The 13656-nt window shown below is 43.9% G+C and carries 13 protein-coding genes; 8 read left to right on the top strand and 5 right to left on the bottom strand.

All coding sequences use genetic code 11. The features are described from left to right. Positions 1–8 precede the first annotated feature (8 nt). Complete coding sequence (locus FN831_RS00940) at positions 9–191, bottom strand: hypothetical protein (RefSeq protein WP_142526322.1); 183 nt, start codon at positions 189–191, stop codon at positions 9–11. 396 nt (positions 192–587) lie between these two features. Between FN831_RS00940 and dnaA the strand changes: the two genes are divergently transcribed. Further along, entirely contained in the window at positions 588–2021 is a 1434-nt protein-coding gene (dnaA, locus tag FN831_RS00935; RefSeq protein ID WP_142526321.1) for a chromosomal replication initiator protein DnaA, read from the top strand. A gap of 196 nt (positions 2022–2217) precedes the next feature. Here the strand turns inward: dnaA and FN831_RS00930 are convergent, their stop codons facing one another. Further along, on the bottom strand, positions 2218–2496 hold the full coding sequence (locus tag FN831_RS00930) for a hypothetical protein (RefSeq protein ID WP_142526320.1): 279 nt from the start codon (positions 2494–2496) through the stop codon (positions 2218–2220). A 212-nt stretch (positions 2497–2708) separates the two neighbouring features. On the opposite strand from FN831_RS00930, the gene FN831_RS00925 reads away from it, so the two are divergent. The 7 genes from FN831_RS00925 (at position 2709) to FN831_RS00895 (ending at position 9784) form a co-directional block, all read left to right on the top strand. Beyond that, positions 2709–4085, top strand: a complete 1377-nt coding sequence (locus FN831_RS00925; RefSeq protein ID WP_317132070.1) for an NAD-dependent succinate-semialdehyde dehydrogenase — start codon at positions 2709–2711, stop codon at positions 4083–4085. Between the two features lie 53 nt (positions 4086–4138). Beyond that, positions 4139–4348, top strand: coding sequence for a hypothetical protein (locus FN831_RS00920; protein ID WP_142526319.1), 210 nt, complete (start codon positions 4139–4141; stop codon positions 4346–4348). Between the two features lie 77 nt (positions 4349–4425). After that, on the top strand, positions 4426–5697 hold the full coding sequence (locus FN831_RS00915) for an Hsp70 family protein (protein WP_142526318.1): 1272 nt from the start codon (positions 4426–4428) through the stop codon (positions 5695–5697). A 60-nt stretch (positions 5698–5757) separates the two neighbouring features. Next, complete coding sequence (locus tag FN831_RS00910; RefSeq protein ID WP_142526317.1) at positions 5758–7467, top strand: alpha-amylase family protein; 1710 nt, start codon at positions 5758–5760, stop codon at positions 7465–7467. Positions 7468–7535: 68 nt separating this feature from the next. Beyond that, a complete protein-coding gene (locus FN831_RS00905; protein WP_142526316.1) occupies positions 7536–8573 on the top strand; it encodes a sialidase family protein in 1038 nt (345 codons plus the stop codon). Between the two features lie 36 nt (positions 8574–8609). Beyond that, a complete protein-coding gene (locus tag FN831_RS00900; RefSeq protein WP_142526315.1) occupies positions 8610–9428 on the top strand; it encodes an SDR family NAD(P)-dependent oxidoreductase in 819 nt (272 codons plus the stop codon). 38 nt (positions 9429–9466) lie between these two features. Next, a complete protein-coding gene (locus FN831_RS00895; RefSeq protein WP_142526314.1) occupies positions 9467–9784 on the top strand; it encodes a hypothetical protein in 318 nt (105 codons plus the stop codon). Positions 9785–9847: 63 nt separating this feature from the next. Here the strand turns inward: FN831_RS00895 and FN831_RS00890 are convergent, their stop codons facing one another. The 3 genes from FN831_RS00890 to FN831_RS00880 are packed head-to-tail and all read right to left on the bottom strand — an operon-like array spanning position 9848 to position 13488. After that, the gene (locus tag FN831_RS00890; protein ID WP_142526313.1) at positions 9848–10939 is read right to left on the bottom strand and encodes a PAS domain-containing sensor histidine kinase; all 1092 of its coding nucleotides are present in this window, start codon (positions 10937–10939) and stop codon (positions 9848–9850) included. Positions 10940–10970: 31 nt separating this feature from the next. Continuing rightward, entirely contained in the window at positions 10971–12206 is a 1236-nt protein-coding gene (locus tag FN831_RS00885) for a glycosyltransferase family A protein (protein WP_142526312.1), read from the bottom strand. A 49-nt stretch (positions 12207–12255) separates the two neighbouring features. Further along, positions 12256–13488, bottom strand: a complete 1233-nt coding sequence (locus tag FN831_RS00880) for a hypothetical protein (RefSeq protein WP_142526311.1) — start codon at positions 13486–13488, stop codon at positions 12256–12258. Between the last annotated feature and the right edge of the window lie 168 nt (positions 13489–13656).

Here is a 13656-nt window from a genome sequence, read left to right as displayed (position 1 = left end):
CTGCAGATTTACTTTTTGACAATAATTGTCCTGCCGGTAACCAGGTGGAAGGTATATATCTTATAATATCCGTCATCAGTAGTTTCAATACTTTCTACCAGGCCTGTCTTGCTAAAGGTGTCTGTAACCATGCTGCCTTCTTTCACATCGTCTAAAACGTTTGTCGGGGTATCCGTATTTAATCTGATCATAATATAATGTCTGGAGCTATGCGATAAAGGTAAGAAATTGTGAACAACCCGGGCAAAACCCGAGGCCGGTTTTTAGGTTTTCCCCAAAAGATCCGGCTTAACTTCCCGGTTTTTCTGACCGTAAAATTTAGCCAAGTACCATAGTGTTCAGTGAGTTGTTTTTAGTTATTTAACACCCATCCACGTTATTGACAAGAGGCCCCGGCAATAGTTAACAACATGTGTTGATAACCCATACTTATCCACATTAAAATCAAAAATAATTCTATATATGATTGCTTTTTAGCTGGTTAACCCTAAGTATAAGTTTCTGTTTTTTTGTTTACTATTTTCTTGATCTTCGCAATCCCCAAAAGGGACATCAACTTTTTTTAGACGAATATCATCAATATAACTATGCAGAATACTTGTACCACAGTGTGGAATAACTCACTCCAAACTATTAAAGCGAACATCCCGAATCAGAGCTACAGAACCTGGTTTGAACCGATCTCGGCCTTAAAGTTGGAAGGGAATGTTTTAACTGTTCAGGTACCAAGTTTGTTTTTCTACGAATGGCTGGAAGAGCACTATGTAGGCCTACTGCGCAAAACCGTAAAACAGCAGCTGGGAGAGGACGGACGTCTGGAATATAACATTGTTGTGGACAAATCATCAAACAGCGGCTCGCCATATACTACGAAAATGCCTTCGGCCGGCAACGCTGCGGCACCAAATCCGCAATCGCCCGCTGTACCATCGGCAGCTGCAGGCAAAGACATCAGGAACCCTTTTGTTATTCCCGGCGCAAAGAGAATGAATGTTGATCCTCAGCTGAACTCTAATTATACATTAGAGAACTATGTTGAAGGCGACTGTAACCGTCTGGCGCGCTCTGCAGGTTTTGCTGTGGCTGCAAAACCGGGAGCTACATCCTTCAACCCGCTGATGATTTATGGAGCAGTTGGATTGGGCAAAACGCATTTGGCCCAGGCAATCGGCAACGAAATCAAGCGTACCCATCCCGAGAAACTGGTGATCTTCGTATCCTGCGAAAAGTTCTGCCAGCAGTTTGTAGAGTCACTGAAAAACAATACCATCAATGATTTCGTGAACTTTTACCAGGCAATGGATGTGATCATCATGGATGATGTCCACAATTTTGCAGGAAAAGAAAAAACACAGGATATCTTCTTCCATATTTTTAACCACCTGCACCAGTCGGGCAAACAGATCATCATCACCTCTGATAAGGCACCGAAAGATTTATCGGGCCTGGAAGAAAGATTGCTGAGCCGTTTTAAATGGGGCTTATCTGCAGATCTTCAGATCCCTGACCTGGAAACCAGGATCGCAATCCTTAAAAAGAAAATGTATGCCGATGGTATTGACCTTCCCTCAGAAGTGGTAGAATATGTAGCCCATAATATTGATAACAATGTGCGTGAACTTGAAGGAGCCATGGTTTCCCTGCTTGCCCAGTCTACGCTGAACAAAAAAGATATCGATCTTCCGCTGGCGAAGTCGATGCTGAAAAATTTTATCAAGAATACCTCTAAGGAAGTCTCAATGGATTTTATCCAGAAGCTGGTTTGCGAATATTTTGAAGTGCCTGTCAACCTGGTGAACTCTCCTACACGTAAACGTGAAGTAGTGCAGGCAAGACAAATCTCCATGTACCTTTCTAAAAGCATGACCAAATCCTCGCTGAAGAGCATAGGTGCATATCATGGAGGCCGCGATCACTCTACAGTGATCTATGCCTGCCAGACGGTAGATGACCTGATGGGCACAGATAAAAAGTTCAAAGGATATGTAAATGATATCCAAAAGAAATTACAGATGAACTAGTGTCTCTGATCATTATCCGCATTTCTGCGCTGAGATCAAAAAATCAGGCATGCGGCAGAAGAAAGGCGAACAGGCTGTAATATCATTAGCCTGTTCGCCTTTCTTCTGCGGGAGCATTTAAATATAGGTCTCCCTGATGCTCAATTTATCAATCATATCGCCCTCCATCTTTTCTTAATCCACCAATGTGCACTGATCAGTACGTCAGATTCAGATAGTTCACATGAACATTCTCGATCATATACAGGTAAAATACGCTAAGTATATGATTTACCTCATTTTCTATTTCCGTTTTCAGATCGTGGTTATACAGGTCTATCTGCAGGATAGGGACATTATCCCTGAACTTCATGTATAACCTGTAGGGCATGATCCTGCCTTTTAATGTGATGGTCTGTTCAGAAACAGATTCTACCAGTACAGGACAAATGAGCGCAATCTTGTTAGCCAGGGCATTTAAATCTATCGTATTCATAGCTTAGGTATTTACAGGTTAATAATTACAAGACAATATCCGTTTTATATTAAATGTTTGATTAACAACGCGATTGAACAAACTGAATAATTGATGTTCAAACTATCTTCAGCCCCATCTTGCATTTCAATCTGTTTTTGCCACACAAATCTCTGCTACACTTGTTACGCATAAAGAGAGTAGGCAATAGGGGTTAGTACTGAAAAAATAAGATGATGAGCATTCAATCGATCAATCCATTTAATGGAGAACTGATAAAAGAGTATAAGGAAGATACCGATGAAGCGATTGCTGAGAAAATAGAAAGTGTTCAACAGGCATGGATGGTCTACCGTGAAACCGATGACACTGCAAGGGCCGCTTTGTTGTTGAAAGCTGCAGATTTGCTTGAGGAAAGAAAAGACCAGCTGGCAAATCTGATGGCGCTGGAAATGGGCAAACCATTAAAGCAGGGTATTGCCGAAGTTTTGAAATGCGCTGCTGTTTGTAAATATTATGCTGAAAACGGCGCTGGCTTTCTTGCTGATCAGTTCATTGAAACAGCCGCATCCAAAAGTTACGTAAGTTTCAGGCCAATAGGAATAGTATTGGCCATTATGCCATGGAATTTTCCTTTATGGCAGGTGTTCAGGTTCCTCGCACCAGCTTTGATGGCAGGTAACGCGGGGATCTTAAAGCATTCTTCAGGAGTAACCGGATGCGCATTGGCCATAGAAGATATCATCAGGGATGCCGGTTTTCAACAGGATGTATTCAAAGTATTGATCTGTAACAGCAAAGCCATTGCGGCAGTAATTGAAAATCCGCTGGTTAAGGCCGTTACGCTTACGGGCAGCACCAATGCCGGAAAGACAATAGCGGGTCAGGCAGGAAAGGCTTTAAAGAAAACCGTGCTTGAGCTCGGAGGAAGTGATCCGTATCTCATTCTTGCCGATGCGGATGTGCCTGCCGCGGCGAAAGTTTGTGCAGAAGCAAGGTTAATCAACAACGGGCAAAGCTGCATCGCCGCCAAGCGCTTTATTGTAGTTAAAGAGGTCGAAGAAGAATTTACCAGATTGTTCAAATATCACATAGAGCACAAACAGACCGGTGATCCGCTCAAAAATGATACTGATCTGGGACCGATGGCGAGAGCCGATCTCAGGGATGAGCTGCATCAGCAGGTATTGAAGTGCATCGGGCAGGGCGCAACCTGTATCCTTGGCGGGAAAATCCCCTTTGCTGATGGTGAGCATGCTTTTTATCAGCCTACTATTTTAAGCGGCGTGAAAAAGGGCATGCTGGCGTATGATGAAGAGATTTTTGGACCCGTAGCTGCAATTATCAGTGCAGAAGATACTAACGATGCCATCAGAATCGCAAATGATACTGGTTTCGGTCTCGGGGCTGCGGTATTCTCAAAGGATCTTTCACTTGCAGAAGATATTGCCAGGAACCGGCTTCATGCCGGCTCATGTTTTGTAAACGAGGGCGTGAAATCTGATCCGGCACTACCGTTTGGCGGAATAGGCCAGTCGGGATATGGCCGTGAACTTGGTATGTTTGGTAACCATGAGTTTGTCAACATCAAGACCGTTTACGTAAAGTAAAGCTTTATTTAAAACCAGTGCAACTGTGTGTTGTTATTGAGAAAAAGAAGATCATGGAAGAACAGGAAAAGAATGACCTAAAGATAAAAAAACCGGTTAAAGTTGATAATGACCCTTTTCAGCCAAAAGGACCGCGGGACGGACTTGATAATACGGGTACGCAGGGATATGATTCGCTGAAAGATGATGGATATACCGGGAGTTCTGAAAAAGATACAGACAGCGACACAAAAGATGGCACCGCAAGTACAGTTACACCTTAATTGTATATTTTTTTTAATACATTCGCGCCCCGGGAAATACCCGGTGTGTGAATGTATTAATTAATATCCTTTTTTAAATGAATAACTTTCTTTATGGAATTGACTTTGGTACCACCAACTCTGCATTATCCATTTACGACGAGGATAAAAAAGAGATCATTACCACCATCACCGTTCCGTCACTGATCTATTTCCCGCAGGAACAAAGTTCCTCAGAATCCCTGAATTACGTGATCGGTGAAAGTGCAGTTGCTTCCTATCTGAAGGACGGTATGAAGGGCCGGTTCATCAAATCTATCAAACAGATCCTGTCGCGAAGCAGCTTCATTGAAACGAGGATCCATAATAAAAGGTATAATGCTTCTGATCTTGTGGCCCTGATCTTAAAGGACCTGAAGTCGAAAGCAGATAAAATTACGGGTCAGGATTGTTCCAAGGCAATTATCGGAAGACCGGTATTCTTTGACGATGATAGTACTGCTAAAGATACACTGGCGCAGACAAGGTTGAGCAAAGCGGCTGAAATTGCAGGATTTACCGAGGTACGGTTTCAGTTTGAGCCTATAGGTGCAGCTTTCGCGTATGAAAGAACAATCAGTAAAAAAGAAAAAGTCCTGGTGGCCGACCTTGGTGGTGGAACAACAGATTTTACGTACCTGGTACTGGACCCTGCAAAATCAGGAGAAAAGGATAGGAAAAATGATATGATCGCCAGCGGAGGGATCTATATCGGGGGCGACAGCTTTGATTCTGCTTTTATGTGGGACAGGGGAACACCTTATTTCGGTAAGAATACCTTATATGAGGCTACGCCAGGTAAGGTGCTTACGGTTCCGGTTTCTCTTTTTGCAAATATCTGTACCTGGGACCAGATGAATTTTTTTAACAGTCTGCGGATCAAGCGTGATATGGAGGATTACTATCATTACTCCAAAAAAGATAAGAAGTTTAAGAATTTGCTTACGCTGATTGATCATAACCTGGGCTACTCGGTATTTCAGGCGATAGAGAAAACCAAGATCGATCTCTCTGCGCTGAAGAGCTCACGGTTTATGTATTCAAACATGGAAATCGAGATTGATGAGGATATTTCTATCACACAGTATGAAGCGATTATTCAAAAAGACATCAGTAAGATCAGCGCATACCTGGATGAGTTTATGCTCAAAAACAATATCGGGGAAGGCGATATCGACAGTCTTTTCCTTACCGGAGGAACCTCACTGGTTGCTGCGGTTCAAAACTTATTCAGCACAAAATTTCCTGATGTAACTGTAAACTCGGGAGATAACTTTACAAGTGTGGCCAAGGGGCTGGCATTGAGCGGGTACCTCTTTGAAAATATGTAAACAAACTGAACTTTTTTGAGATGCGACTGTTAGGGGAATAAACCTTAAAAAGACATCAATATGGGGCTCAAGCTTAAAGGATACATCGCAGTTATTTTTATTTTATTCATCTGCGGCTGTAAGCAGTCAAAAGACCAGGCCGCATCTCCTGATGCTGTGCCAGAATGGTATACCAATGCCTTTATCTATAATCTTGATGTCGAAACTTTCAAGGACAGTAACGGCGATGGTACGGGAGATTTCAATGGCCTGACTCAAAAGCTTGGCTACCTGGATACACTTGGTGTAGACGTGATCTGGCTGGCACCCTTCCAGCCAACACCCAACGGGGATGATGGCTATGATGAGACAGATTACTATGGTATAGATAAGAAACTGGGCACTGATAAAGATTTTCAGGACTTTATGGCTGCCGCCAAAAAGAAGGGCATCAGGGTGATCATGGATCTGGTGCTCAATCATACGTCGAGTGCCCACGAATGGTTTAAAATAGCCAGGGCAGATACGGCATCAAAATATCATTCCTGGTACGTGTGGTCAGATAAAAAGCCTGGCGATGCAAACAAAGGCATGGTCTTCCCGGGTGTACAAACCGAGACATGGACGTATGATGAAGCAACCAGGAAGTATTATTTCCACCGCTTTTATGATTTTGAACCTGATTTAAATTATGAGAACCAACAGGTACGCGATATGGCAGCTGACGTGCTCCGGTTCTGGCTGAAAAAAGGAGTGGATGGGTTCAGGCTGGATGCAGTACCTTTTATTATTGATTTACCAAAAACAGGAAGTGCAAACCCCAAGCATCTGTTCAATATATTAACCAGTCTGCGCAAAACTGTACAGGCGGTAAAGCCTGATGCTGTTCTTTTAGGCGAGGCCAACGTGACGGCAGAAGAAAATAAGGATTTTTTTGGCCAGGATGGCAGCCGTATTCAAATGATGTTTAACTTCTATGTGAACCAGTATTTGTTTTACAGTCTTGCCAAAGAGGATCCAGAATCCTTGAAAAAAGCGCTCGAGGAGTTCAGGCAAAAACCTGCCACAGCGCAATGGGCCTTTTTTTTAAGAAACCATGATGAGGTGGATCTTGCCCGTTTATCAAAGAGCCAGCGGTCGCTTGTCTTTGAAAAATTCGGGCCCGAAAGTAACATGCAGATATATGACAGAGGAATACGGCGGAGGCTGGCTCCCATGCTCGCAGACCCTGTCCTCATCAGGATGAGCTACAGTCTGCTGTTTTCCTTCCCGGGGGCCCCTGTGATCAGATATGGAGAAGAGATCGGTATGGGTGACGATCTTACTTTGCAGGAAAGGCTGTCTGTAAGGACGCCAATGCAGTGGGACCATTCTCCCAACAGCGGCTTCAGTACCAACAGAATAACTGTACGGCCTGTCATCAGTTATGGGAATTACACTTACCGTAAAGTGAATGTAGCAGATGAATCAGCTGATAAAAATTCTTTGCTGACCTTTATCAAAGAGCTGGCAGCTTTAAGAAAATTACATCCTGAAATTGGCGGCGGAAAATGGAAAATCCTGGATGCCGGAAATTCCAATATCATGGCGATACAGTACCTCCTAAAAGGCAGGCAATTGATTGCCGTACATAATTTTAGTAAGGCTCCGCAGCAATTTTCGCTCAGCCTAAGCGATGCAGATGGCACTGCGTTTAAACAATTAATTGGAGGAAGTAAGGAAATACAGATCAGCAAGGACCAGAAAATTCAGTTAAAAGGATACGGATTTCAATGGTACAGCGCTAAATAAAAGCTCAACTGCCTCTCCAAATCAAAGTTATCTTGTATTTTTAGCGCCTGATCCTGAAATGATATTTTATGAATAAGTTTTTTTCCCTTGCCATTGTTTATGCGCTCAGCCTTTTCTCCGTAGCTCATGCCCAGTCAACCTGGGTCAAATTAAAGGAGGAACTTGTGTTCAGTCAGGCCCCATTTAAGCAATGTCATGCTTCTACCATGGTTGAAGTTTCTCCCGGAAAAATTCTTCTGGCATGTTTTGGCGGATCTGCCGAAGGTAAGAAAGACGTAGATATCTGGCTTTCATCAATTGATCAGCATGGAATTTCAGAGCCCCAGGATGTAGCAAACGGTATCGTGAGTGATACCTTACGTTTTCCGGCATGGAATCCGGTACTGTTTAAAACCCGGAATGGAAAGCTTTTTCTTTTTTATAAAGTCGGCCCAAATCCAAGAGAATGGTGGGGGATGGTCAAGACATCTGATGATAACGGTCAAAGCTGGTCGTCCTCAAAAAGATTGCCCGACGGTATCCTTGGGCCGATCAAGAACAAACCTGTACAGCTGGCTGACGGAACGATCCTGTCACCTTCAAGCGTAGAGGTGAATGAAAACCGCTGGACTGCCCATATCGAGAAGTCGGCCGATGAAGGTAAAACCTGGACACTGGTTCCTGTTGATCCGGAGTCGAAATTTGATGTCATCCAGCCCAGCATCCTTTTTTATGGTAAAAACAAACTTCAGGTGCTGTGCCGCAGTAAACAGGGGAGTGTAATGCAGGCATGGTCATCCAATGGCGGCAATACCTGGGGCATGTTCAGCAAAACATCGCTTTTAAACCCCAACTCCGGAACTGATGCTGTGACCCTAAAAGATGGCACACAGCTGATTGTTTATAACCCTGATGTTCCTGGTAAAGACTGGTTCAATGGCAGGAGCAAACTAAGAGTGGCCACTTCTAAAGATGGAAAAAAATGGGAAGACGTTGTGATCCTTGAAAACGGCACCAAAGAAGAATACAGTTATCCCGCAATCATTCAGACCAGCGATGGCCTGGTACATATTACCTATACCTACGACAGAAAAAATGTGAAGCACATCGTGTTAAAAAAGGGATAGGAAAATAACATTTAAAATTAATTTAGCCTTGATTCTGTGAGAGCACTCGATTTTAATAACAAATGGGTTTTGATAACCGGGGCTTCTTCCGGCCTGGGCTACGAAATGGCCTCGCAGTTGGCCCGCTATCACCACGCAAACCTGATCATCGCCGCCAGGCGCGGAGATAAGCTTAATCAGCTTAAAACTGATCTGGAGCGTGACGCCAATGTTCAGGTTAAAGTTGTTGTGGCCGACCTTTCCCTGCCAGAGGATGTGGAGCGGCTAATTGCAGAGAGCCTGGCAGGACAGGAGCTTTATGCCGCAATTCTCAATGCGGGCATCACACATTTCGGGCCTCATGCCGAGCTTTCGCAGGATCAGTTTCAGCGCATGGTACAAACCAATGTGATTAGCGTGGTGCGCTTAACAGGAGAACTTGTCAAACACTTTGAACAGTCAGGCGCCACAGGGGGGATCATGATCGTTTCCAGTATGGCCGGCATCTTTCCCGTTCCCTACCAGGCGGCATACTCAGGGACAAAATCATTTTTAATTGGCTTTGCCAATGCACTGGCACATGAAATTAAAAGCCGCGCGCTTTCACTCAGCATCTTTGCCCCCGGAGGTGTGGTTACAGAAATGACAGCCACAGAAAAATTCAACGATCTCCAGGGCTGGCTGATGCCGGTAAGCCAGGCTGCAAAAGAGGGGATATATGCTTTAAAATACAGGAAATTTAACTATGTTCCCGGTGCATTAAACAGGGTAGGAAATGTTTTTATGAAGTTTTTGCCTAAAAAACTGATCGTTGGCATTCTGGCCAAAACCTATCAGCGCTCGCTGCTCAAGGTAAATTCTTCAGACAAAACCTAGTAAGATTCTTACAAAGAACTGGTATATTTGCCTCAATTATGGGTTACGCAAAAGAAAGAGGAAAGCTTGAAAAGCTATTAACAAGGCTTGTTGGTATTAATATTTACAATGAGAAAAGCTTAGCTGTTCTTCATGACAGCCATGAGAAATTCTCACATACAGTAAGGATACTTAAAAATAAGGAGCCGGAAATATTCAGTGATCTGTATCAGAACGAACTGCAGCAGGTAAAAGATGGTAAAAAGGCGGTGAAAGAAGAGGATGCGATTGAAGACCGTCAGAATAACTTCCTGGCGTACAAAGACGCAATCGCCCGTGCCATAGAAAAAACCATCGAAGCTACCCTGGTAGCCTAGCCGGTACACTTTTAAATTATTTATTCCTCTCCGGCTGCTTTAACCGGAGAGGAATTTGTCAGCTCAGGTCTCCCGGTTTTCAAGGGGAATTTCTACATAGAACACCGTTCCTTTTTTGACTTTGCTTTCAAACCAGACTTTACCGCCGTGCCCTTCGGTCAGGGATTTTACGATCCACATACCAAGCCCAACAGATTTTTCGCCATCAAGTCCCTGCCTTCCGGCTTTAGTATGTTTTTTAAAAAGAACAGGATGGAGCTTTTTAGGTATCCCGATTCCATCATCAGTTACCGTAATCAAAAATGTTTTATCCTGTTTTTTAAGGTCGACGAGGATTTTTCCGTTTTGAGGCGTAAATTTCAGCGCATTGGAAACCAGGTTATTGATAATCTGCATAAATTTCAGGCTGTCTATCTCTGCATGTATCTGATCATGGGAATGAGTGTAACTGATGTGTTTTTCCAGATTTTTCTGTGATTTGATGTAAATGTCCATCGCCTGGCGTATCTCATGCACCACATCTGAGCGTTCTTTGCTGATCGCTATTTTAGCGGTGTCAAGCATTTCCCTGCTCAGCAGCGCCTGGATCAGGTCCAGGTTCCGCCTGGAAATCTCCTTTATCATCGTAGTCAGTTCCTGTATTTCCGTATTTGCAGGCATTTTTTTCGAAATCACTGTGGCCAGCATTTGCACAATCCCGATAGGCCCGCGTAAGTCATGTGTCATCACCTCCAGCGTAGCATCTTTCCAGGCCGTAATTTTCTCCATGCTCAGCATACCCGTTTTCCGCTTCGTATCGTCCTCGGCAGTACCTGCGATCTGCTGTACCTTATTCCCTTTGATCAGTGGAAATACTTTAACAACAATCCATCTTTCTGATTTATCAGGACGGATGATTCTGAAATTCAATATGCTTTTTGTTTTTTTTTTCGGCAGGAATTTCAGTTTATCCTTTAATTCCTTCAGGTCTTCTTTATGAATGATCTTAAAAAATGCTTTGGGATCTTTCAGCAGTTCGGTATTTTTTCTGTCAGTAATCATTTCAAAAGCGGCATTTACATACTGGAACTGGCCTTTAGATAAATCAAAAACAAAGTTTACCACATCTGACTGATCTGCCATTAACTGCAGCATCATACTTGCACTGTCTCCCATATGTTGTAAGATAAGATTTTTAAAGCCGGCTTTACCGCGTTATTTTCTTTACTTTAAATTTCCGCCTGGGGCCGGCATAATTTAAACAGGAATTTTCGGGTTTCAGCAGGCCGCGCTTTATGAGTGTAAAGTCAGTTACCCAGCGGTTGATCAACTCTGTTCTAATGGCAGAGCCTATGCTGGTACCTGCAGATGTTGTGAGTGAACCGGGGTGCGACCTTCTGATATATAGAAACTCGTCGATATTTTCTATTGTTTCCAGTTTAAAGTAACAGTAATACAGAAACTTGGTGTCATTGGCAAAAATCCTGTCTTCAGATAGTTTGTTGCAGGCATAAAAAACACCTCTGGCAACTGCCGATGAAGGATGCAGCAGGGCATGTGCAGGACCCTGTTTCAGCGCCGCAATCACATCTTTCGGATACCTTACCGCCTGTACGGTCCTGTTAAAATAGTCCATTTTGATTTCGTGCGAGCCGCAAAGCGGGATACGGTGGCTCCTCATGTAGGCAGAGAGCCGTTGAAATCTGTCCCCGCAGGGAATATCATCAGAATCCTGGAAAAAGATCAGGTCTGCAGCCCCCAGATCTGCGAGCCAGTTGCGTACTACATAAGGCCCTACAGGGTTGGGGCTAAATACATAGTATGAAAAATGTGGATATGCGCTGCGCAGCGCGGATAGCTCCCGCGCGATATGCTGATCGGCCCCTACATATACATTGATATTATCAATTGGCTTTAGAAATTGTAACAGCGTACGTAAATAAGACTTGGCGCCCCGGTGGGGGATCACAACATCACTATGAGTTGGTACAGCGGCTTCAACCAAACCTATGGGCAGCTGACGTACCAGAACACTGCTGATACCAGAATCACCAATATCGTCCAGCAGTTCAAACAAGAGATTTCCTTCCAGCAGCGCTTTCCTGGACTGTCTGCTGATCATCTTTCTGAAATGATGAAAACTACAGCTGAAAGAGTAGATATATTCATCCATGCTTACCTGGTGTACTGGTGGTTTCTTTCGCTGTGTCAGCATCACGAATGTATCCGGGTTAAAATCGTAAATAGCTTCGAGCGACTTCCTCAGGTCTTTCATGTCGGGATAAAATACATCCAGCGGAGGGTCAAATTTCAGGCACAGCATATAATCAAAATCCTGTGCAAGAAACTCAAAACTCAAATACATCATTTCATAGCGCATTACCTGTCCGTTCTTCTTCCAAACGATAAAATGATAATGGGTGTAATCATCAATTGCTCTCATGTACAGATCATCAAATTTTTTATTTTTTGGGACCGCCAGGCCTTAATCATCAGAGCGTTAGGTATGGTTCTTCTCTGATCAGCATAACTGCCCGGTCAAGGCAGCGCTGCCGCCTGCTTTCTTCCTCCAGTTCCTGTACCTCCTGATATTGGTCCGCTGTAAAAAGTGAATTTTCGACAAGGTGTATGATCTGCGCTCCCTTAAACATTGCCTTAGCCTCCGCCTGTAATTGTTCAGGTGATATCAAATAATATTTAACTGCAAAATTTCCTATCTGCAAATAACTTGTCAGCTTAATTATCAGAAAATCAGTTTTTTCGCCAAGGTAGATGTAAACCGCGGCAAGCCTTCCTCTGGCCTGCTGCATTGTCCGGATATGTTCAGTGGTAAACAGGCTCAGATAGTAATCCAGTTCTTCCATAAAAGGCGCTTTTGCAATCAGATCATCGTTTACGCCCCTGATCGATACGCCATACTTATACCTGAAATAAGCGTTGAGCCAGGCACAGATGATGGGGCCGCAAAATGCTTCTTCGAAATACCCGCTGGTTTGAAAGCCCGGGTGATATTCGGGATGGAAGCCGGTAAAGTTAGCTTCGATCACATAGTATTTTCCCTTGCTGGTAAGGCCGATGTCCCAGCCGATCAAAGTGCTTTCACGCAAAGAAGGAGGCAGCTTTTCAAGGACCTGGCGGGTAAATTGCTGGGGGGCATCGTAATCCGGAGGCTCTGCCGCTCCGCTGATCCTGAAAGTCATGCCATAAAGCACATCGCTGCCAAAGGTGTGGATCCTGAACTCCTTCTTCAGTTTCAGCTTTTTCTGAATCATCCATTTTTCAAAATTGTGCTCGTCCAGGATCTGCTCTATTTCCGAAGTCCTGTCAAAATTCCTGGCCCTTCCAGAGCCAAAGCCCAGTGTAGCCTTGATAAAAAAACCAGATCCGATCAGGCTCCTGATCCGGGATACCCAGTCGCCACGTTTTAATAATCTGTTAAGCCCTATTGTTTTGGGTACGCAGCCGGGCGCATAGTGACTGAAGATCAGGTATTGAATATATTTGTTTTCTGGTCTCCATTTAAATATCTGATGCTCATCAATTTTCAGCCGGCTGAGCATTGCCCTTACCGTGAATGCGCCAAGCCATCCTGATAAACCTGCGAGTAAATCCTGATCAAAGGATAGTTCAAAGGTCCTTTCTGCTGTGCCCACAGGCAAAACAATGCTTGCGCTGCCGTCCAGGTCCTGTATCAGGTGCTTTAGCTCATCAACTTTCTTCTTCATTTACGATGATTTGAGGTTTATACCAGGTGATCAATTTACTTACTATAGGCAGCTTATACGAAGTCATCCGTCCCAAAACCGGGAGGGCTGATGATTGGGTAATCTGTCACCTCAACCAGTTTTAATAATTTGTAAATTCATTGGAGATCCCGCCATTTGCCCCGTGCA

The organism is Pedobacter westerhofensis (assembly GCF_900182595.1).
GTDB classification, from domain to species: domain Bacteria; phylum Bacteroidota; class Bacteroidia; order Sphingobacteriales; family Sphingobacteriaceae; genus Pedobacter; species Pedobacter westerhofensis.
This window is presented reverse-complemented; position numbering and strand designations above follow the sequence as displayed.

Coding starts and splice junctions, on each gene's coding strand:
- FN831_RS00880 (WP_142526311.1), bottom strand. CDS start 13,488: ATGAAGAAGAAAGTTGATGAGCTAAAGCACCTGATACAGGACCTGGAC.
- FN831_RS00910 (WP_142526317.1), top strand. CDS start 5,758: ATGGGGCTCAAGCTTAAAGGATACATCGCAGTTATTTTTATTTTATTC.
- FN831_RS00895 (WP_142526314.1), top strand. CDS start 9,467: ATGGGTTACGCAAAAGAAAGAGGAAAGCTTGAAAAGCTATTAACAAGG.
- FN831_RS00925 (WP_317132070.1), top strand. CDS start 2,709: ATGATGAGCATTCAATCGATCAATCCATTTAATGGAGAACTGATAAAA.
- FN831_RS00885 (WP_142526312.1), bottom strand. CDS start 12,206: ATGAGAGCAATTGATGATTACACCCATTATCATTTTATCGTTTGGAAG.
- FN831_RS00920 (WP_142526319.1), top strand. CDS start 4,139: ATGGAAGAACAGGAAAAGAATGACCTAAAGATAAAAAAACCGGTTAAA.
- FN831_RS00890 (WP_142526313.1), bottom strand. CDS start 10,939: ATGGGAGACAGTGCAAGTATGATGCTGCAGTTAATGGCAGATCAGTCA.
- FN831_RS00930 (WP_142526320.1), bottom strand. CDS start 2,496: ATGAATACGATAGATTTAAATGCCCTGGCTAACAAGATTGCGCTCATT.
- FN831_RS00915 (WP_142526318.1), top strand. CDS start 4,426: ATGAATAACTTTCTTTATGGAATTGACTTTGGTACCACCAACTCTGCA.
- dnaA (WP_142526321.1), top strand. CDS start 588: ATGCAGAATACTTGTACCACAGTGTGGAATAACTCACTCCAAACTATT.
- FN831_RS00905 (WP_142526316.1), top strand. CDS start 7,536: ATGAATAAGTTTTTTTCCCTTGCCATTGTTTATGCGCTCAGCCTTTTC.
- FN831_RS00940 (WP_142526322.1), bottom strand. CDS start 191: ATGATCAGATTAAATACGGATACCCCGACAAACGTTTTAGACGATGTG.